This window comes from Bifidobacterium scaligerum, from assembly GCF_002802865.1.
GTDB classification, from domain to species: Bacteria; Actinomycetota; Actinomycetes; order Actinomycetales; family Bifidobacteriaceae; genus Bifidobacterium; species Bifidobacterium scaligerum.
The window spans coordinates 197461-218604 of record NZ_PGLQ01000002.1; the positions used below are offsets into that span (position 1 = coordinate 197461).

Annotated in this window: 15 protein-coding genes; 2 read left to right on the forward strand and 13 right to left on the reverse strand. The window is 59.4% G+C overall.

Going from position 1 to position 21144, the window contains the following annotated elements:
* Window positions 1–197: 197 nt before the first annotated feature.
* From CUU80_RS03990 to fruE, 6 genes are all read right to left on the reverse strand, one after another.
* Complete coding sequence (locus CUU80_RS03990) at window positions 198–1184, reverse strand: D-2-hydroxyacid dehydrogenase (RefSeq protein WP_165775824.1); 987 nt, start codon at window positions 1182–1184, stop codon at window positions 198–200.
* Between the two features lie 158 nt (window positions 1185–1342).
* On the reverse strand, window positions 1343–2809 hold the full coding sequence (locus tag CUU80_RS03995) for an MFS transporter (RefSeq protein WP_100496081.1): 1467 nt from the start codon (window positions 2807–2809) through the stop codon (window positions 1343–1345).
* Window positions 2810–3189: 380 nt separating this feature from the next.
* Window positions 3190–4209 (reverse strand): fructose ABC transporter permease FruG, encoded by a 1020-nt coding sequence (gene fruG, locus CUU80_RS04000; protein WP_100496082.1) that lies wholly within the window; start codon window positions 4207–4209, stop codon window positions 3190–3192.
* Window positions 4206–5276, reverse strand: a complete 1071-nt coding sequence (fruF, locus tag CUU80_RS04005; protein ID WP_100496083.1) for a fructose ABC transporter permease FruF — start codon at window positions 5274–5276, stop codon at window positions 4206–4208. The genes fruG and fruF overlap by 4 nt, the downstream gene beginning before the upstream one ends.
* Before the next feature lies 1 nt (window position 5277).
* Entirely contained in the window at window positions 5278–6819 is a 1542-nt protein-coding gene (gene fruK / locus CUU80_RS04010; RefSeq protein ID WP_100496084.1) for a fructose ABC transporter ATP-binding protein FruK, read from the reverse strand.
* Window positions 6820–6969: 150 nt separating this feature from the next.
* On the reverse strand, window positions 6970–7950 hold the full coding sequence (fruE, locus tag CUU80_RS04015) for a fructose ABC transporter substrate-binding protein FruE (RefSeq protein ID WP_100496085.1): 981 nt from the start codon (window positions 7948–7950) through the stop codon (window positions 6970–6972).
* A 335-nt stretch (window positions 7951–8285) separates the two neighbouring features.
* Between fruE and CUU80_RS04020 the strand changes: the two genes are divergently transcribed.
* The gene (locus CUU80_RS04020; protein WP_100496086.1) at window positions 8286–8555 is read left to right on the forward strand and encodes a hypothetical protein; all 270 of its coding nucleotides are present in this window, start codon (window positions 8286–8288) and stop codon (window positions 8553–8555) included.
* Window positions 8556–8732: 177 nt separating this feature from the next.
* Here the strand turns inward: CUU80_RS04020 and CUU80_RS04025 are convergent, their stop codons facing one another.
* From CUU80_RS04025 to CUU80_RS04050, 6 genes are all read right to left on the reverse strand, one after another.
* Window positions 8733–10481 carry an LpqB family beta-propeller domain-containing protein gene (locus CUU80_RS04025; RefSeq protein WP_100496087.1) on the reverse strand — a complete coding sequence of 583 codons (1749 nt, stop codon included), beginning with the start codon at window positions 10479–10481 and terminating at the stop codon, window positions 8733–8735.
* Window positions 10478–12190: an MtrAB system histidine kinase MtrB gene (gene mtrB / locus CUU80_RS04030; protein WP_100496382.1), complete on the reverse strand. Its 1713-nt coding sequence runs from the start codon at window positions 12188–12190 to the stop codon at window positions 10478–10480. The genes CUU80_RS04025 and mtrB overlap by 4 nt, the downstream gene beginning before the upstream one ends.
* A 4-nt stretch (window positions 12191–12194) precedes the next feature.
* Complete coding sequence (gene mtrA, locus CUU80_RS04035; RefSeq protein ID WP_100496088.1) at window positions 12195–12926, reverse strand: MtrAB system response regulator MtrA; 732 nt, start codon at window positions 12924–12926, stop codon at window positions 12195–12197.
* 122 nt (window positions 12927–13048) lie between these two features.
* Window positions 13049–14494 (reverse strand): replication-associated recombination protein A, encoded by a 1446-nt coding sequence (locus CUU80_RS04040; RefSeq protein ID WP_165775825.1) that lies wholly within the window; start codon window positions 14492–14494, stop codon window positions 13049–13051.
* A 50-nt stretch (window positions 14495–14544) separates the two neighbouring features.
* The gene (locus tag CUU80_RS04045) at window positions 14545–17115 is read right to left on the reverse strand and encodes a DEAD/DEAH box helicase (RefSeq protein WP_100496089.1); all 2571 of its coding nucleotides are present in this window, start codon (window positions 17113–17115) and stop codon (window positions 14545–14547) included.
* A gap of 87 nt (window positions 17116–17202) precedes the next feature.
* Window positions 17203–18243: a PPK2 family polyphosphate kinase gene (locus CUU80_RS04050; RefSeq protein ID WP_100496090.1), complete on the reverse strand. Its 1041-nt coding sequence runs from the start codon at window positions 18241–18243 to the stop codon at window positions 17203–17205.
* 154 nt (window positions 18244–18397) lie between these two features.
* Between CUU80_RS04050 and CUU80_RS04055 the strand changes: the two genes are divergently transcribed.
* Complete coding sequence (locus CUU80_RS04055; RefSeq protein WP_133119391.1) at window positions 18398–19471, forward strand: zinc ribbon domain-containing protein; 1074 nt, start codon at window positions 18398–18400, stop codon at window positions 19469–19471.
* Window positions 19472–19512: 41 nt separating this feature from the next.
* Here CUU80_RS04055 and CUU80_RS04060 read toward each other — a convergent pair whose 3' ends face one another.
* Window positions 19513–21084 carry an acid phosphatase gene (locus CUU80_RS04060; protein ID WP_100496092.1) on the reverse strand — a complete coding sequence of 524 codons (1572 nt, stop codon included), beginning with the start codon at window positions 21082–21084 and terminating at the stop codon, window positions 19513–19515.
* Window positions 21085–21144: the final 60 nt, after the last annotated feature.

The window sequence follows — 21144 nt, forward strand, 5'->3', positions numbered from 1 at the left end:
GCACCGATCTCTTCATTGCGAATATGTACCACTGAGTTCGGTTCAGTGAGTCTTTTTCGCAGAAGATGCCCTTCCCTCCTCCCCTTTCCCGCGAATATGTACCGATGAGCGCAACTCAGTGGTACATATTCGCGGGAAAAGGGAAGGAGGATATCGACGTTGACGCCACTGACCTTGACAGCGGCCTTTTGTGATTATTAACGTCTCACCAGATTGATCAGTTCCTGTTGCCGGGCATAACGGGACACATTGTTGAGCGCAATGCGAATGATCTGGTCTGATGTAGAAGCGAGATGATTGCCTCCAGCCACATGAGGCGTGATCAAACACCGTGGTTCATTCCATAACGCGCTGTTTTCCGGCAACGGTTCCGGTTCCGTAACATCGAGCGCTGCACCACGAATCATCCCCTGATGCAGTGCCGCAGCAAGCGCGTCGTTATCAATGGCGTCTCCTCGACCAGCATTGATCACGATGGCCGTGGGCTTGAGCAGGGCCAGACGCTCGGCATCCAACAAATGATGCGTCTGCGGCGAGCGCGGCACGGCAAGCACCACCACATCCGCCAACGGCAGCAACGCGTTCAGGCGTTCGAATCCATACATTTTCTCAATGCCGCGAGCCGGCACATCCACATGGCGGCGTACGCCGAATGTACGCATTCCTACGCCTTGCGCCAGCTGTCCGAAGTGGGAGCCGATATCTCCCACACCAATGATCAGCGCAATGCCGCCTTCCGGGCTGAGCACCGGTCCCACATCGGACCAATCTCTTCTATTCTGGTTGGCGGCATACTGATTGAGGTTCTTCATCAACGCCCACATCATGGCGAACATGTGCTCGGATACCGACTTGCCATATGCGCCGCTGGCATTGGTGATCATCGTGCCTCGCGGCAGCATGCCCGGACGAGTATAGGCATCCACTCCGGCGCTGAACGTCTGCAACCATTCCAAACGCGTATATTGCGGTGCTTCAGAAACCGGGAAATTGCCGATGATGGCAGTGGCCGCACCGCGAAGCTCCTCGGGAACCGAAGCGTGCCAAACCATATCCGCGCGATGGCTTTCATCACCGACGAAACGCTGCGGCACATCGCGTGCGGCCTTGACGAAAGCCTGTCGTTCCACTTCGTTCAGCGGCAGACAGTTGACGATCAGCTTGTGCGAGTTTTCAATTCCCATGTGTCACCAACCTAGGCCGCAGGGCGGATAATGCGGCTCTCCCCTCTGCCCCCTCGCGAATATGTACCGCTGACGATACCTCAGTGGTACATATTCGCGAGATCTGCGAGACGGGTACATATTCGCGAGAAAGGAGCGGGACGTCAGCGGTCACGCGATCAGCGGGAACGACGGGCGCGAATGCGGAATGCTGTCGCCAAGCAGCACCAGCCGATCACGCAGATCACGATCATTGTGGCGAAGGTCCATGCGCCGCCCACCGCAGTGGCGTGGGCGAACTGTGAGGTGCCTTCTTCGCCCGCACCGGCCTGTGCCACGGCCAAAATCGTGGAGAACAATGCCGTTCCGGCAGCACCACCAAACTGCAGGCCGGTGTTGAAAATGGCGTTGCCGTCCGGACGGAGCTGATGAGGCACTTCGGAAAGGCCGCTGGTCATCACATTGGCATTGCCGATAGCATAGAAGAAGCCGAAAATGAAATAGAAACCGGCCAATAACGCAGGCGTCAGATGCATGGAAAAGACGAGCATCAGTACCGGTCCTGCAATAGCGATGCCAAGCGGAATAAGAATCGGTCGAACCGCGCCGAATTTGTCGTAGAACCAGCCACCCACCGGCGCGCAGACGGCGCCGATCAAAGCGCCGGGCAACACCAGAGAACCCGCTACGAACGCGCTGACACCAAGCGAAAGCTGAGCCACGTTGGTGATTACATAACCGTAGCCGATGGCAACCAGCGGCAGCAGCGTATAGGCAACGGCATGCAGCAGCACGGCCGGGTCACGCAGCACGCCGAGACGCAGCAACGGCGAGAACGCACGTTTGGAGCTTACGACAAACAGCATCAGCGAGCCCAGACCGATGATCAAGCTCACCACGGCCACAATACCGGATCTCAGGGCCGCTCCCCCGCTCACGGCCGCACTGACAGCCACGCCGCCCTGATTGAGAGCAAGCACCAGACCAACCAGCGCGATGATGATGGAGCCAAGCTGAATCGGATCAAGATAAGCCGCTTCGGTGTCCGTACGCTGCTCGATGCAGGCACAGCCGATAATCGCCGCAATGATCATCAGCGGAATCGCGATGACGAAAATGGCTCGCCACGGCAGCACACTGGTGACCGCGCCGCCCACAGTCGGTCCGATGGCCGGCGCCACGGTGATCACCAGTGAGCCCACACCCATCAAACGGCCGATTTTGGAACGCGGGGACTGTTCAAGAATGATGTTGATCATCAGTGGCGTGGCAATGCCGGAGCCAATGCCCTGAATGATACGAGCCACAATCATGAGAGGAAACACCGACGCGACAATCATGATAAGCGAGCCGACCAGTCCCAGCGCAACGGCTGCAAGAAAGATGGTCTTCAAGCGGAAACGGCGTTTCAGGAACGAGCTGATGGGCATCGTGGCGGCCACGGCCAACAGATAGATGGTGGTGATCCACTGCACAGTAGCGGTGTCCACATGGAATTCGCGCATCAGCGCGGGGAACAACACGGTCATCACGGTTTCAGTCAGAATGCCGATGAAGGCGAGCGAACCCACAGCTACGATGGCACCAATCAATTTCAGCGGAATCTTCTCGGTATTCAGTGCACGCGCCTGCTCAGTTTCGGGCATGGAAAACTCCTCTACGTCCTTGGTTACTCAAAATGGAATGTCAGGTTTACCAACCGGCGTATGTGTCTCTACGCGCCCTCTGACAGGACCAGAACAGGTTCCGATGGCGCGCCCCGTTTATAGCCAGAATGCATTTTAAGCCCAAAGCCGGACTCATACAGCACCACGTCGCTCATACTTCATGGGCCACGATCCGAAAAAACGCTGTGGGGCGCGGCCCGGAGAGTCAGGCCGCGCCCCACAGCGCGATGAAAGGAAGAAAAAGGAGAGAAAAAGAAAGGTGATATTCAGTTATCGCAGTATTCAGTTATATGTTGTCCGCTTCCGCATCTCAAAACCTTCGGCTCGCAGCCGTACGTCTTGAGACGCGCAAGCAAGGCCTATTTCTTGTCACCCACCGCCATCACGGCGCGCTGCAACACCACGAAGACGAGGATCATGAGGCCGATCACAATGGTGGTCCATTCGGCCGGCACGCCAAGGTCGGTGGTGAGCGGGTCGAGGATGGAGCGGACCAGTGCGCCGAGCACGGAGCCGAGCACGTAGCCGAAGCCACCGGTGATAATCGTGCCGCCGATGACCACGGAGGCCACGGCATCGAGCTCCCAGCCCACACCCACGGTGTTCTTGGCGGAACCGATGTTCGCGGTGTACACGATGGAGGCCAGGGCGGCCAGCGTAGCGGAAGTCAGGTAGATGATGTACTGCGTGCGCTTGACCGGCAGACCCATGAGCTCGGCAGAGGAACGGGAACCACCAATGGCGTAGATGGTACGACCGGTGCGAGTGTGGTGCAGCAGGATGTAGCCGAACACCACTACCAGCAGGGCGATGATCACGCCGACGTTGATGGTCAGATCGTGGGAGATCTTGGGCTGGTCGATGATCTTGATCTCGGCGGAGATGATGTTGAAGTTGTTTCCGTCGGGGAAGGTCAGCGAATCGGTGGAGATGATGGATGCGAGACCACGGGCCAGGAACATCGTCGACAGCGTGGCGATGAACGGCTGCATGTTAAATTCCTCGATCAACGTGCCGGCGAGCAGACCGAACACGGCACCGATGAGCAGCATGATGATCATGACCAGGACGGAAGGGACTCCGGCGTTGGCGAGCTTGAGGCCGATCACTGCGGTGATGGCCACGATAGCGCCCACGGACAGATCGATGCCGCCGGTCAGGATCGGCAGGGTCATGGCCACGGCCAGAATGATCAGGTAGGCGTGGTCGATGAACAGGGAGGAGACGAAGCCCAGACGCAGGTAGGTGCCGAACAACGCCTGACCCATAATGATCATGAGGATGAAGATCACCACGGCCGCGAGGGTCGGAATCATCTGGCGATCGATCTTGAAGCCCTTCTTGGGAGCCTTCACTTTGTTTGCCGTAGCTGTTGTCATGCTGCCACCGCCTTAGCTTGAGCCTTGAGCGCACGCTTACGCTTCATTTCAGCGCCCAGGTTATGAATCTTCGGAGCCTGCATCACGCAGATCACGATCACCACGATGGCGAAGAAGGCCGGGGTGGCCTCGGCGTTGATGCCCAGGGTGATGATGGTCTTGCGGATCATGGCGATAATCACGGCACCGACAGCGGAGCCGGCGAGAGAGAACTTGCCGCCGAGCAGCGAGGTTCCACCGATAACGACTGCCAGGATGGCGTACATCTCTAGGTCCTGACCGGTCTTGACCACATCCACGCGCATCACGGATGCGGTGGCGAACAGGCCGGCGATGGCCGCGAGGAAGCCGGAGATGGCGTACACGAGGAAGAGGATCTTCTTCGGCTTGATGCCGGTCATGCGGGAGGCTTCCTGGTTGATGCCCACGGCCTCGATCATCATGCCCATGGCGGTCTTGCGGCACAGCAGGCCGACGAGGATCACGATGACCACGGCGATCACGAAGTTGGCGGGGATGCCCAGGATGAAGCCGTTGGCGAGCCACTTAAGCGGTTCGTTGCCGGCGACGGCGGAGGCGTCCGTGTTCTGGCCGGAGGTGATCACCTTGGCCATACCACGGCCGGCGAGCATCATGATCAGGGTGGTGATGAACGGCTGGAGGCCGAGCAGGGAGACCAGCGCACCGTTGATGCAGCCGATGATCAGGCCGACGGCCAGGGCGATGAGGATGGAGACCCACACGTTGGTGCCGTTGGACAGGGTCTGCATGGCCGCGGCGCCGGCCACCGCCATCACGGAACCGACCGAAAGGTCGATGCCGGCGGTGGAGATGACCAGGGTCATGCCGGTGGCGATCATCAGGTAGCGGGCGGATTCCTGCAGCATGGTGATCAGCGGGCCGGCCAAGCCGCCGGTGTTGTTATTCCAGCTCAGAGCGAGGAAGTCATGCTGGAAGATGGTGCAGACGATGACCAAGAGGATGAACGCAAGCACCGACCAGGTCAGGTTGTTGCTCAGAAGCTTCTTGACGAGGGCGTTGCCCTCTTCCTTTGCCTTTTCAGCCATCTCATGCCTCCTTTCCGGTGTTCACGTTGGTGTTGGCGATGGTTTCGACGATGGTCGCCTGAGAGACGGTATCGTCGTTTTCGATTTCTGCGATCTTGTGGCGATCCTTGAGGACCTCGATGTCGTCGGACAGGCGGACCACCTCTTCCAGCTCGGAGGAGATGAAGACTACGCCCATGCCCTTGGCGGCTAGGTCGAGCACGACCTGCTGGATTTCGGCCTTGGCACCGATATCGATGCCTCGGGTGGGCTCGTCCAGAATCAGCAGCTCAGGGTGGGTGGCCAGCCAGCGGCCGATGAGGACCTTCTGCTGGTTACCGCCGGAGAGGTTCTTGATCGGGCGATCCGGGTCGGCCGGGCGAACGTTGAGTTCCTTCATGTACTTGTCGACGATGGCGTCCGCTTCCTTCTTCGGAATCGGCTTGAACATGCCACGGGTCGCCTGCAGGGCGATGAGCATGTTCTGGCGGACGGTCAGGTCGCCGATGATGCCCTCGTCGCGGCGGTTCTCGGTGGAATACGCGATCTTGTTCTTCAGGGCGGTGTACGGATCGGAGATGTTGACCTGCTTGCCGTTGAGCTCGTAGGTGCCCGAATCCGGCTTGTCGGCTCCGAACAGGAGGCGGCCGAGCTCGGTGCGGCCGGAGCCCAGCAGGCCTGCAAAGCCAACGACCTCGCCGGCGTAGATATCGACATCCACCGGATTGATGGTGCCCTTCTTGCCCAGACCCTTGACGTCCACGATCGGCTTCTCGCCGGACTTGATCTCGCGGCGGGCCTTCTTGGCACCGATCTGAGAGAGCTCGGCGGCGGACTTGCCGATCATCATGCCGATCAGCTCGTCGCGCGGGGTGTCCTTGGTCATGACCTCCTTGATGAACTTGCCGTTGCGCAGGATGGTCAGACGGTCGGTGATCTCGTAGATCTGATCGAGGAAGTGGGAGACGAAGAGGATGGCCACGCCCGAGTCACGGACCTTGCGCATGATCTTGAACAGGTCCTGTACCTCGTTGGCATCCAGGGAGGAGGTGGGCTCATCGAGGATGAGCACCTTCGCGTTGATGACCATGGCGCGGGCGATGGCCACGAGCTGCTGCATGGCGATGGAGATGGAGCTCAGCGGGGTGTGCGGGTCAATGGACTCCAGACCCATCTGGGCCAGGTAGGTCTTGGCGGCCTCGTGGGTTTTCTTCCAGTCGATACCGAACGGACCACGCTTTTCGTGGCCCAGCATCACGTTCTCGCCCACGGAGAGGTTGGTGCACAGGTTCACTTCCTGGTACACGGTGGCGATGCCGGCGTTCTGGGCATCCAGGGTGCCGTTGAACTGCTGCGGCTTGCCGTCCACCAGAATGGTGCCGGCGTTGATCTTGTACACACCGGTCAGAGCCTTGATCATGGTGGACTTACCGGCGCCGTTCTCACCCATGAGGGCGTGGACTTCGCCTGGGTAGAGGGTCAGATCGACACCGTCCAAAGCCTTGACGCCCGGGAATTCAATCGTGATGCCCTTCATCACGACGATAGGGGTTTTGTCTGTCATGTCTTTGCCTTATCGAGAAGGGGTTTGTTATCGTTTTGTGATATTTGAGCCAGACATGAATGATGGTGTGGAGGAAGCGGTTCCTCTCACACCATCAATATGTGTTTGGTTCAGTTATCAGTTGTGTTGCTGATGGCCTTCAGTGGCGGATCAGTAAGCGCGGGAGCCGTTGTCCAGAGCTTCCTTGGCACTGGCGGCGTCGAAGGTCTTGGACTCGATCTGGATGTCCTTCTCGACGGTCTTGCCATCGAGGTAGTCCTTGACGGCCTGGGCGGTCTCCTTACCGAAGATCGGGTTGTACTCGATCACGTAGGAGAGGTCGCCGTCAACCAGAGCCTGCAGGGCGTTCTTGGTACCGTCGATGGTGATGATCTTGACCTTGCCCTTGAGACCGGCGGCGTCCACAGCCTGAGCGGCACCGAGGCCCATCTCATCGTTCTGGGCGAAGATGAACTGCGGGTTCTCGGACTTGTACTTGTCGAGCAGGCCGGCGGTCACGGTCTTGGCCTCATCAGTGGACCAGTTGGCGGACTGGGACTCGAGCACCTTGATGTTGGAGGCGACCTTGTTGGACCAGCCGGTGCCACGGTCCTTCACCACGGACAGGCCGGCGGGGCCTTCCAGGATGAAGCCGTTGGCGCCGTCCGGGAAGTTCTTGTTCACGAACTCGGCTGCCTGCTCACCGGCCCACTCGTTGGACGGGCCGATGTGGGAGACGATGGCCTTCTTGGCCTCGGCGTCCTTGACTTCAACGTTACGATCCACGGTGAAGACCGGAATCTCGGCCTCGGCGGCCTTCTTCAGGGAGTCGTCCCAACCGGAGTCCTCGGTGGAGGACAGGATGATGGCGTCCACCTCATCGTTGACGAACTTGTTGAAAGCCTGAATCTGCTTCTGCTGATCGTTGTTCTGGGTCGGCGAATACTGCAGTTCGAAGCCGGCATCCTTGAACGCGGCCTTGATGTCGTCCTCGTTGGCGGTACGGAAGCCGCCCTCAGGACCGACGGCCACAAAGCCGACGACCTTCTTGCCAGAATCGCTACTGCCAGAATTGCTGGAACCGCAGGCGGCGACGCTCACAAGCGCGGCGGCGGAAGCAACGAGTGCAATGGCCTTCTTCCAATTCTTCATGAATACTCCTCCTCGAGCAGTTTTCCTCTGGATGATCGTTCATCCACATTGATGGAGCTTCTTTGATGTTTTCCATCGACAATCTCTAGTATGGTGTGAACGTTCTCGATGTTCAATCGTGAGCGATAACAGTTTGGTAACGGGTCCATAACAGTTTGATAACAGTCCTTCAAAACCGCATCAAACCGCCGTTTTGCATCGCATATGCACGCCATAATAGTGAGTGGCTGCACGGAGGCATTCACCGTCCGGGTACCGAGCGGCAGAGCTGCCGTGTATAGATAACACACCACCGAACAACGACCATGTGCAGGAATGTACAAGAAAGGTGAGCTATGGATACCGTATTTCTGATCATCAAGCAGGTGGAGGGCGTCAAGTCGCTGGCCGGCGTGGCAGCCAACATCGGCGAGGCAGCCAAGCTGCTGGCCAAGTGGGAGCCCGACTGCCCCGACAACTTCAACTTCCTGGGCACCAAGGAGGAGTATGGCGTGACCCGCCACCTGTTCAATATCCCGTTCAACATGGAGTACCTCATCTACGAGGTGCCGATGAACTCCGAAGTGCCGGCCGAATTGTTCAAGAAGGAATACGGCGGCATCTGATCGCAATCGCATCAGTCATACGCACCTACAGCTGCAGCTACAGGTGTATAGGCGAAAACGGTCTGTAGGAGCGATACCCAGCACGGCATCGCTCCTGCAGGCCGTTTTCTTGTACATTGAAGCCGCCCGCCTTATCGTGTTTCGCGCTTGTCATGCCGCCGAGCGCACGCCACGCAGCTACTGTGCGCCCAACGCGGTGACCTGACTGTCGGCGATGGACCACGAACCATCCAACGAGCCGGACACAGAGCGTACGATGCCCAGATCATCAAGCACCGCAAGTCGGCGATACTGGCTGATCTGCCCGGCCGCCAAGGCCACGACGCGGTCATCCGGCAAACATTGCGTTTTCGCGGGCCCGGGAGCGGTCTGCCGATACCCTTCCTGTTGACCGTTGGCGTTCTGCGGCACTGCGATATACACCAGACTCAGGTCGTCGTAGAAGGTCAGCAGCGACACGTTCTTCGCCACACTTACGGTAGCGGCCGTTCTGGCCAGTCCGGTGACCGTGTCGGCATCATTGCGAACGACACCAGTGACCACTACGCCGCTCATCGTCTCCCCGGATACGGCCACGGCCAGACGCGAGCCTTCCGGTGAAACAGTGACGGCCGTCACCGAGCTGTCCGAAGCCAGCCACGGCATCGACAGTTCAGTTTCCTTACTGCCTTGCCGCACATACAGATTGCGGCCATCCGCGCTCACCGCCCAGACTTCGCCGCTAAAACCCGCTGTGATCGAACGCATAGGTGTACCATCGAACATCTCCCCGCATGACGCTCCGTCCTTGGTCAGGCATTCGACCACGTCATCGCCGCGCAATACCGCACCGCCCACGGACGCGGAGAACGCCAAGCCTTCGGCATCGTCGAAACCGTACGCCTCTCCCACGCGCAACGGGCTGGAGCTGGCGAGCGAGACCACATGACCGCCTGTCAACGTATACACATTCACTTTGGGCACATTGACGTCAAGCCGCACATTCTCGTCGGCGTCCGAGTAGTCCACGCCATCGCCGGTGATTTTCAGCGAATATTGTGTATTGCCGTCTCCCAAGGTCAAGCGAATACGATGCACGAGCATGGCGCGCACTTCATTCGGCAATGAACCCATCGCTTGGTTCAGTGTCACGACAGCCGTGCCATTATGTATCGGCACACTATCCGCAGTGATTGCCACACCGTGCATATCCTGCTGTTCAACCGCCCCCGCTAACCAGTCGGAAGCGCGGGACAGCACTTCGCCGACCGCACGCGCACGCCAATTTCGCCAGCTGAGCCAACGCACGTCCGGCACCAACTGGCTGCCGGAGGAACTCACCTGATAGACGGACACCTGACGGAAGATCTGTTCAAAATCAGCTGAGGAGACCACCACACCGTTTTCCAACGAGGAGATGCGCCACTGACCTTTGGTTTTGATCAACGTATAGTCGATCTTACTGGTTTTCGCAGAGTCGTCAGGCGTATATACACCATGCGCATCGAGTGTGCCGACCACTTGCAGACTCACTTCGACGATCAACGAGCTTTCAGCCCCTTGTGGAGCGCTCATCGTGTTGGCGCGACGGCGAAAGTCAGGCGTGCCGGTGTATATGACAGCCGAGGCGTCACCATTCCAACCACCAGCCGCAGACGAGGTGAGGAATTGCTGGGCCACACGATATCCGTCGGACTGTACGCCGGCGGGCATGGCATCATAGAATCCCTGGACGATTCCCTCCGGCTGAGCATCCTGCGCGGGACCTTCCGGGTTCGTATAGACACGTTGCGCCTCCTGCTCGTCAGGGGCGAGCGTCTGTACCAGACCAGAAACCGGCAACCCCAATGGACTGGCACAGGCCGCAAGACCGATACAGCAGGACATGGCGGTCAAAGCGGCGACAGCCAGACGCCAGATGCGCGTATTGCGTCTATTCCCTCTCATAGCGGCCGTCCCATCATCGTGTCATGCGATTCCTCACGCTCAGCCACCACGTTGCTGGAAGCCACGCCAAATCCACCGATCACACCCATCTGATCGCTACGCTCCGAAGCGAAGTTCATCGGCAGCTCGGCATCCAATATCTCCCCCTTGTCGGGGTCGCGCGGCAGCATCACCAGGAACCATGTACCCGAGCCTTTCACGGATCGGACGCGAATAGTGCCATGGTGCAGCAGCGCGTCGGTCATCGCAATGGATAATCCCAGACCCGTACCACCGGTCATACGCGAACGGGAGGGATCACCCCGCCAAAAACGGTCGAAGACATGCGGCGTCTGCTCCGCGTCCATGCCCGCGCCGTAATCCCGCACACTGATGACCACAGCCTTTCGATTGACCGCCAGACGAACTTCCACCGGCCTACTATCGGCGAAATCCACGGCATTGGCCAGCAGATTACGTACGATGCGAATCACGCGGCGAGAATCAATCCGAGCCAATACCTGCACGTTCGGCAGATCGACATGGATCGGCACTGATCGCGCCGCAGCTACGCCGGACACCTGTTCGGCAGCGGTCTGTATCGACTCCCTGACGTCGGTTTCCACCAAGTCCAGCGCGGCATATCCGGCATCGTAGCGAGAGATCTCCAACAGATCGGCGAGCAGATCCTGGAAGCGACTGATCTGGCCGGACAACAGTTCCACGGTGCGTTGGGCGGCTGGATCGAACTCGTCTTTCTTCATCTCCAGCAGATCAGAGGCCATACGCATGGTGGTCACCGGTGTGCGCAGCTCATGACTCACGTCCGACACGAAGCGTTTCTGGGCCACAGTCGCCTGTTCAAGCTCGTTGATTTTCTGATTGAGTGAATCGGCCATCGCATTGAACGAGCGTTGGAGCACACCGATCTCGTCATTACGGTTCACGCTCACACGCGTGTCCAGATCGCCGCCGGCCAAGGTTTCGGCAGCGGTCGCCACATACTCCACCGGTCGTACGATGCCACGGATCGTCAGCCACATCACCACTCCGATGGCGACGCTCAGTAGCACACCGACCAACAACAACGTAAGCTGAATCTGCATCAGCGAACGCTGCTGCAACGTGTACGAATAGATGGCGAAGAATTCCAGATTGCCGGCCACACCGAATTCGAGCGTAGTACCAAGCACGGCACCGGGCGTACCGTTGCCGTTGACCGATATCGATGATTCGATCGGCAGCTCTATAGGCTGGTAGAACACGTTGTCGTCCACATCGGAGGCCACGGCGGAACGCATGTCGTCGGAAATCAACGGCTCATAGCTCGGTTCGGTCGACACCGGAATGATCGAACGGGCCGAGCTGGAATCCCGGCTCCACAGGTATACGCCCACCAGGTTCGAGGAGCCGTCCGATTGCATCGCCGAAGCCAGATCGTTGACCAGCTGTTGGATCTGGACGGTAGTGGCCACGTCCGCCGCGTCCAAGCTGGTCTGCGCCTGCTGCACCATATTCGAGTAGTCGGAACGCGACTGCGAGGTGATCTGCGTGAGCACCGAGGAGCGCACGGACACCATCGAGACCATGGAGAATACGATGGCCACGGCCAAGGTCACGATCACGGTCATCGACACCGTGCGTGCCTGCAAGGACCGACGCACTTCAGCGCGTCCATGGCGCAGCAGGCGACGAAAGCTGAAACGGCGAGGCGGCTTGACGGCGTCCATCACATCAGACTTCAGGCGTTACGAACTTGTAGCCGATGCCACGCACCGTCTGCACGATCTGCGGATTCTCCGGATCATCCTCCACCTTGGCGCGCAGACGCTGCACATGCACATTGACCAGACGGGTATCGCCGGAGTTCTCATACCCCCACACCTTTTTGAGCAGCGTGGAGCGGCTGATGGCTTCGCCGGCCGCAGCAGCCAGCACGAACAGCAGCTCGAATTCCATCGGTGTCAGGTTCAAATCCTTGCCATGCTTGGTGGCGGTGTGCTCCAGCCTATCGATCACAATGGCACCGCGTTCCAGATGATTTGTCTCACCGCGCGCCGCATTCGCATTGCCGCCGCCGCTCTCCTCACCGTCTGCCGCCACAGGGCGTGCGATGCGGAACCGGGCACGGATGCGCGCCAGGAGTTCAGCCACTTTGAACGGCTTGGGTACATAATCGTCGGCTCCAGCCTCAAGACCGGCCACCACGTCAAGCGTGTCCGACTTGGCGGTAAGCATGATGATCGGCACGTTCGAGGTTTCGCGGATTCGCCGGGCCACTTCAGTGCCGTCAAGCCCTGGAAGCATGACGTCGAGAAGAATCAGATCCGGCTGGACGGTCGGGAACATTTCCACGGCCCGCAAACCATCCATGCAGGTCACGGTTCGGAATCCCTCGTTTTCCAGCACCAAAGACAGCATCTCGCCGATTGCCTGATCGTCGTCCACAATGAAAATGGTCGCCATTGCCCGCCCTTCATCGAATATCCGTCCGCTCGCGTATACCACCGGTGAGCGAACACCGCTGTTTCTTCATCATGGAACGTTGTGAGCGCTCTCACCTACGTTCCTGTTACCAATCCGTTATACTACTCCCCTCCCGGCTTCGGAAGCTGTCCCTGCTGACCTTGAAGGTTTCCCGCATGGGTTTCCCTTTGGCCTCCCACTTGACTGTCGCCATGTAGAATGGGGCGGATCTTGGCCAGACGCTGACGCACCTCATGCTCATAGCCGCGATCGTTGGGATGATAGTATTCCGTGCCACGCAGCTCTTCGGGCAGGTATTCCTGAGGAGCCACGGCTCCCGGCCAGTCGTGCGCATACCGGTAGCCTTCGTGATTGCCCCACTCTTTCATCAGTTTGGTGGGCGCGTTCCTCAAGTACAGCGGCACCGCGCCGATATGCCCGGCGTCCACATCCGCCAACGCTTGATTGATGGCGTTGTAGCTGGCATTCGATTTGGGTGCCGTCGCCACGGCGATGGTGGCTTCCGCCAAAATGATGCGCGCCTCGGGCATGCCGATCAATGCCACAGCCTGTGCGGCCGCCACCGTGACCTGCAGTATCTGAGGAGCCGCCAGTCCCACCTCTTCGGCCGCGGCGATCATGATGCGCCGGGCGATGAACCGCGGATCCTCACCGGCCTTAAGCATGCGAGCTAGATAGTGGATGGCGGCATCCGGATCGGACCCACGCATCGATTTGATGAATGCGGAGATCACATCGTAATGGTCGTCACCATCCTTGTCGTATCGCACCGTGGCGGTATCCATCACCTTGGAGACGACTTCGGGCGTGATGATCGGGCGGCGCGCGCCTTTTTTGCGGGCCGCGTCACCGGTGACCGCGCCGGCTGCGGCTTCCAGTATCGTCAACGATTTGCGTGCGTCCCCCCCGGCCATGCGCACGATATCCGCAATGGCTTCATCGGTGGCCTTGACCTCGTTCTTCAGTCCGCGTTCATCTGCTATCGCCCGAGTGACCAATTCCGTCAATTCGTCCGGCTCAAGGGATTCGAGCTTGACGACCACCGATCGGGACAGCAACGGTTTGATAACGGAGAAGCTGGGATTTTCGGTCGTGGCTCCGATGAAGGTGACATCGCGGTTCTCCACGGCGGGCAGCAGCGCATCCTGCTGGGATTTCGAGAACCGATGCACCTCGTCAATGAACAGTACCGTTTCCTTGCCCGAAGCCACTAACCGTTCATGGGCGCGACTCAACACATCGCGCACGTCCTTGACGCCGGAAGTCACCGCGGACAACTCCTCGAACACGCGGCCGGACTGGCCGGCCACGATGGTGGCGAGCGTCGTTTTGCCCACCCCGGGAGGGCCGAAGAGAATCACCGAACTTGGGGCCGTCAGGCTCCCCCGACTGGCCGGATTGGCCAACCGACGCAGGGGGCTGCCCTCACCGAGGACATGCTGCTGACCGATCACCTCATCCAACGTGCGCGGACGCATGCGTACGGCAAGCGGACGGGTCACGCCTTCCGGCGCATCCGTGGCCCCAAACAGATCATTCTCAGTCATGTTCATCACTGTACGACATCGGTCGAACATCCGTTCGATGCACTAACGGCTTAATTGCCGACCTTGTAGTCGTAGAACACCACCTCGCCACTTTCCTGCGTGACGTCCAGATCAACCACACCTTCGATGGCCCAATCATGATCGCCATCGGAGTCATCGATGATCTGGCGGACCTTCCACGTATGCTCGTCACGTTCATGGGCATCGTCCAGCATGAACAGCTTGGGCGAACGGGCGTCCGCGCCGATGCCCACATACTCGTGCTCGTCGTAATAGTCGTCGAGCGCATCCTCCCACTCGCGTACGCCATAGCCCCAATCCTTGTCGAGCGCGCCCAACGTGTCGGGATCATCCAAATCCATGAGCTGCACACGGCGGAACAGGGCGTTGCGAACCAGCACGGTGAGTCCTCGGCGGTCCTCGACCACTTCGTCGCGACGACCCGGCGCGGCAAGCGAGGCAGCCGCCTCGGACGCGCTGGATGAATCGGCCCCGGCGTTCTCCCACTCGTCCACCAGCGAGGAGTCGATGGAACGCACCAGCACACGCAGCCAGGCGATGATGTCTTCCAGCTGCTCGTCGCGTTTCTCGGGCGGTACGGTGCGGGCCAGCGTGCGGTAGGCATCCGACAGATAACGCAACAGTGTGCCTTCGGAGCGGGCGATGTTGTATCGGGCGATGTAACCGGTGAAGTCGGAGGCGGTCTCCACCATGTCGCGCACCACGGATTTGGGGCTTAGGAAGTAGTCGTTGGCCCATGGCACGTCATGACGATACTGATCGAACGCAGCGGTGAGCATGCCCTCCAGAGGCTTGGGGTAGGTGATCTCCTGAAGCTTGTCCATGCGTTCGTCGTAGTCGAGACCGTCCGCCTTCATATCGGCGAGCGCCTTGTCTCGTGCCTGACGTTCCTGTGCGCGCAACACCTGCTTGGGGTCTTCCAATGTGGCTTCAGCCATGGAGATCACGTCAAGCGCATAAGTAGGCGATTCGGGGTCGAGCAGTTCGAGCGCCGCCAGCAGGAATGGGCTGAGCGGCTGGTCGAGGGCGAAGTCGTCCGGCATATCGAGCGTCATGTAGTAGTTCTTGCCGCCATCGGCGCGGTCCTCGGTTTCGATGACCTCCGTATCGAACAAGGTCTGGAAGATCTCGTCGGCGCGCTGGTGCAAATGATCCTTCTGCTCGGGGCTTTGCGCGGAGTCGTCGATAAGGTCGTCAACGCGCGCCCGAGCGTCGCCACCTTGCTCGACTTCGTTCAGCACCATCGAATGCGTGATCTTCAGATGCGGGACCAGCGTTTCCGGGGCGGCGTCGATAAGCTTGTCGAACGTGGATTGGTTCCAGGTTACGAAACCTTCAGGCGCCTTCTTGCGCTTGACCTTCTTGAGTTTCTTCGGATCTCCCCCGGCCTTGGCCACGGCTTTGGCGTTCTCGATCTCGTATTCGGGAGCTTCGGCGATCACCAGACCTTCAGTGTCGAAGCCCATACGCCCCGCACGCCCGGCGATCTGATGGAATTCGCGTGCCCTGAGTCTGCGCATTTTGGTGCCGTCGAATTTGGTCAAGGCGGTGAGCACCACCGAGTGAATCGGCACGTTGATGCCCACGCCGAGCGTGTCCGTGCCGCAGATCACCGGCAGCAGGCCTTGCTGGGCAAGTTGTTCGACGAGTCTGCGGTAGCGCGGGAGCATGCCGGCATGGTGGATGCCGACTCCCGTACGCAGAAGCCGTTGCAGAATCTTGCCGAACGCGGTGGTGAACTTCACACCTTTGATGGCCTCGGCGATGGCCGTGCGCTGCTCTTTGTTCGAGACACCGGTGGAGGCGAGCGCCTGAGCGGTCTCCAACGCGGCGTCCTGCGAGAAATGGACCACGTAAATAGGAGTTTCACCGTTGCGGAAGGCCAGTTCCACGGTTTTCTCCAGCGGGTCGAGCGTGTACTCGTAGCTCAGCGGCACCGGTCGGGGCGCGTCGGCGATCACATCCACATCCGGAGTGTCGTTGAGGTCGGCGAGCTTGTTGGCGATGGCGTCCACGTTGCCCAGCGTGGCACTCATCAGGAGGAATTGGGTCTGCGGCAAAGTCAGCAGCGGCACCTGCCAAGCCCAGCCTCGCTCCGGGTCACCGTAGTAGTGGAATTCATCCATAGCCACAAGCCCCACATCCGCATGGACGCCTTCACGCAAAGCTTGGTTGGCGAGGATTTCAGCCGTACAGCAGATAATCGGCGCATCGGCATTGATATGGCTGTCGCCGGTGATCATACCTACGTTGTCGCGGCCAAACACTTCCACCAGATCGAAGAACTTCTCGGAGACGAGCGCCTTGATGGGGGCCGTGTAATAGGAACGACGGCCGGTGCACAATGCGGCGAAATGCATGCCGAGCGCCACCAGCGATTTGCCGGAGCCGGTGGGTGTGTTGAGGATCACGTGGTCACCGGCGAGAAGGTCCATGATGGCCTCCTCCTGATGCGGCCACGGCTCAACGCCTTTGACGTCCGCCACCCAATCAAAGAAACGTTCGTAAATGTCGTCGGCCGTAAGGTTGCGTTCACGTTCGTTGCCGTCCCATTCGGGGGCGAGCCGCCCTAAAGAGCCATAATCCTTCTCGTCAGTCATGATTCCCTAGCTTACTAGCGGTCCGCATATCTTCCCCATACCTCCACGACCTCCACGCTCTTCCATGGCGCGGTTTTCCCCGCGCGTCTACGCGCCGGCGAGGCGACGACGGGCTTCGGCCGGGTCCACATTGGCTTCCAGAGGCGGCCAGGTCATGTTCATGTTCTTCAGCGTGGTGCGCAGCAGTTCGGACACCACGGCCCGGGAATACCAGCGGTTGTCGGCGGGCACCAGATACCACGGGGCTGCGGCTGTGCTGGTTTTCTCGAATACCTCCTGCCATGCGTTCAGGTAATCGTCCCAGCGTTCACGCGCATCCAGATCAGAGACGTCGAATTTCCAATATTTGGTGGGATCTTCGAGACGACTCAGGAAATGGCGCTTCTGCTCCTCACGGCTGACCACGAGAAAAATCTTGATGATGGCACAGCCCGAGGCGGCAAGATCATGTTCGAAAGCATTGATGAGATCGTACCGTCCACGCCACACGTCCTCGGGGTACGTGCCGTACACGTGCGGCATGACGATATCTTCGTAATGAGAACGGTCGAACACGGCGATCCATCCAGGGTCGGGCAGCTCGCGCTCCACGCGCCACAGGAACCCGTGTTCCAGCTCCTCGGCCGTAGGCTTGCCGAAACCATGGTAGTGGATGCCCATCGGATCGCCTTGTCGGAATACGTGGCGTACGATACCGCCCTTGCCGGAGGCATCCATACCTTGCAGCACGATCAGCAGCCGGCGCGGTGAGCCTTTGACGCCATTGGCGTACATAAGCCGTTGGTAGCGGGCGATCTCGGAAGAGCTCAGATCGATGAACCGTTCGCCGTCGAACTTGTCGCCGTCGAATCCGGGAGTGGAATCGCCGCTCACATCCTGTACCCGTATACCGTGATGGAACATGAGCCGTTGCGCCGGCGGCAGTGACCATACGGCACTCAGCAGTTCGCTGGATTTCGCCGCGTTGGCAAGCCGTTCGGCCACGGTTTCGCTTTCCTCGATCATGCCGATGCGGTCTTCGGCCTGTTTGAGCGCACGGTCGATGCGTTTGCCTGATTGCTTGCCCGGTTTGCCGCCGGATTTGCCGGCTTTGCCATCACGTTGCGTTTTCTTGTCGTCCTTGACCATGGAAGCGATTGTACCGCCTTCCGCTCCATTCACTGCGAATGATCACAGGCGCTGGATTGCGGAAAACCCTTAGAATAGAAAACGGGATCAATCGTATCGGCTATGTGATTCAAGCGCGAAATATGGGATGCCTCAACAATCCAAAGGAGCGAATATGAACTGTCCTCATTGCGGCACACCTTGCGAGCCGGGCACTCAATTCTGTTCCGAATGCGGCGGACCGTTACTCACCTCAATCAACGCGGGCGGCACATACGGGACGAATGCGTCGAACGGGCAGCCTTCGGCCGTGCCGGCACCGCCCGCACCATCCATGTATCCCCAGCAATCCGGCATTCCAACGCAACCGATACCGGTAATGCCGGGTTTAGGCGATTACGCCGCCAGCGGACCTGCATATCGCACGTCGGCCATGTCACCGATTCCTAACGCTCCGGCTTCGTCCGCCGCCGGACCTGCACCCCGTACGACGCGCAGGAAAACAACCGTCATCGTCGCTATCGTCGCCGTCCTATGCGTGGCGACATTGGTGCTTTCCTCCGCGCTACTGTGGACGACGTTCACGAGCAAGTCCAACACGACATCATCGGCACAAACGACGAACCCGCAATCCACCGGCTCCGATTCGTCCGGCACTTCCGACGGCGATACGTCAGACTCCTCGAATTCAACCGATTCCGATTCCTCCGACTCATACGATTCGTCATCGTCGTCATCGTCGTCGAAGAAACGCAAGAAGCAATCCGCCGATTCCCAAGACTCCGCGACGAAGAACGATTCCGGAGATTCCAAAACACACGGCGATTCCACTGACTCCTCCGATTCCGAGCCGCCCTCCTCCACGTTGAAGCCGTATGCCAAACGCAATTTCACCATTAGCGTTCCGGAAAACTTCCAAGAGGTCGGCGGCACCAATGAGAGCCCGGGATTCACATTCGAGGGGTCGGGAGTGGAGATTCTGGCCGGAACCACCACCAATCCCGGCCGTTCGGCCGCCGAGGAGCTGGACGAACTCAAAGCCCGGGCCGCAGTGGACATCACCTACGAGCTCAATGCCGACCCGTCCATATACGTCAGTTATGAGAAGGACGGCGACATCTACTACATCAAGGAATGTGTCTCGGCGAACAGCATCATCAGCGTACAGATCAGATACCCGAAAACCGCTCGCGACTATGGCGATCCTTTAACGGAAACTGTGCCAGCCACCCTGCAGTTCACCGAATAGCGATACCGCGCGATGCCCCCCCAAAAAAAGAACTGTCCGCTCTACTTGTGGCGACGGCGCACGGCGGAAACAGCGACTCCGATGAGTACAGCGGCCGCTGTCGCGACGCCCGTCACGATCAGGGCGTATCGCTGAGCCACATGCACTGTGGCGAGGTCGGGGCCAGCGGCAAGCGCGGAATGTTCGCCGGCGAGCGCGTCGGAAGCCGGATGATCGCCCTTGTCGGCGTACTGCGCATTGACGACTTCCGGCCCGCTAATCGCCGTCTGGTCGGCGGTCTCCACCTTGACCACATCGCCCTGCTCGTTAAGGGTCACACGGGCGCACAGTGCCTTGGCCCAATTGATGCGCTGCCATCCTTCGCTCGACTGCCATAATGGATAGCCGGAGTCGAGCGCGGTGGCCTTAAGGATGGCGTTACGCTGGTCGGCGTGCAGTTGCGGATAGGCGAGACGCAGTACGTCCGCCGCGCCTTTCGGTGCCGTGAACTCTTTGCCGGATTGGGACATATTTTGTGGGAAGGTGTACGTCATACGGGCTGTATAGACGCGTACGGCGGAAGACTGGTCTTTGACTGGCTCGGTGGCCACCGGGTCGAGGAAGTCATTGGTGTAGCCCCCGGTGCCGTTGGCTTTGAGGTTGGCGATGCACTCGGCCAGCGTGGAACCGTGGCCGTCCGCCGCACACCGTTCGGTCAGATAATCGCGCAGCTGACGGGCGGCAGGGATGATGGACGTGGCGAATTCGTTGTGCCAGTATTGTCCATTCTGCGCCGAAGCGCCAATGCGCCCGCCCATGATATCAAGCGGATAATGCACGCCGAGTACGATGCGATTGTTGCCCGCTTCAGAGGCCCGCGCCATGATCTGTGGAGCAAGTTCAGGCAGAAGACCAGCCAGCGCGATGCCCCATGAGTATGCGGCCGTGGTGTGGCCGGATGGATAGGAGCTGTTTTTCTGTAGGGTGGAGTAGCCGGGAATGTGCTCTCCCCAGGAAGGGGCCTGTTTGATGTCAAGCGTGGCGGGCAGACCGGCCAGGTCATTGGTGCCGTTGAATGTGCTGCGGGACCGGTCCAGATACGGTCTGGGATGCATGGCCGCACGTTTAGTCTGGAATGTTGGTGCCACGTTGAATGTGAAGATGTCGGAGACCAGCCCCAGCTTGCCTTGCTGGAACCCTTCCTTCATATACGCGCCGAGCACCGGGCCAAGGGCGTCCGGCATGGTCTCCTCGCCTTGCAGGTCAGAGTCGATCAGGGCACGCTTGCGTTGGCTGTTCAACCCGTTGGTATCGGTTTGTGCGGCACCCTGATGGTTGATCTTGACGGCAAGATCCTGATCCAGCTTCATGGTGTCCACGTCGAGTACCTTGCCGCCGTGGGAGGCGTCCTTGGGAGCCTGCCAATAGTTCTTCTCGTAGTCGGACAGCAACGATACCCAGTCGGGATCCGGCAGGTTGGTCTCGGTGACGCCCGACGCAACTTGTGTGGCCTGAACAGTTTGCGCGGCCTGAGCCTTGACCGGAGTCATAACCGGCATAAGGCCCAACGGCAACGTTACGGATACCGCAAGCGCACATACGCAAACGGAGGATAGGTTGCGGAACAGCTTCATGTGTTCCAACCTATCCTCCGTACAAGTACGTAGCGCACGCGACAGTCAAACACTCAGTGA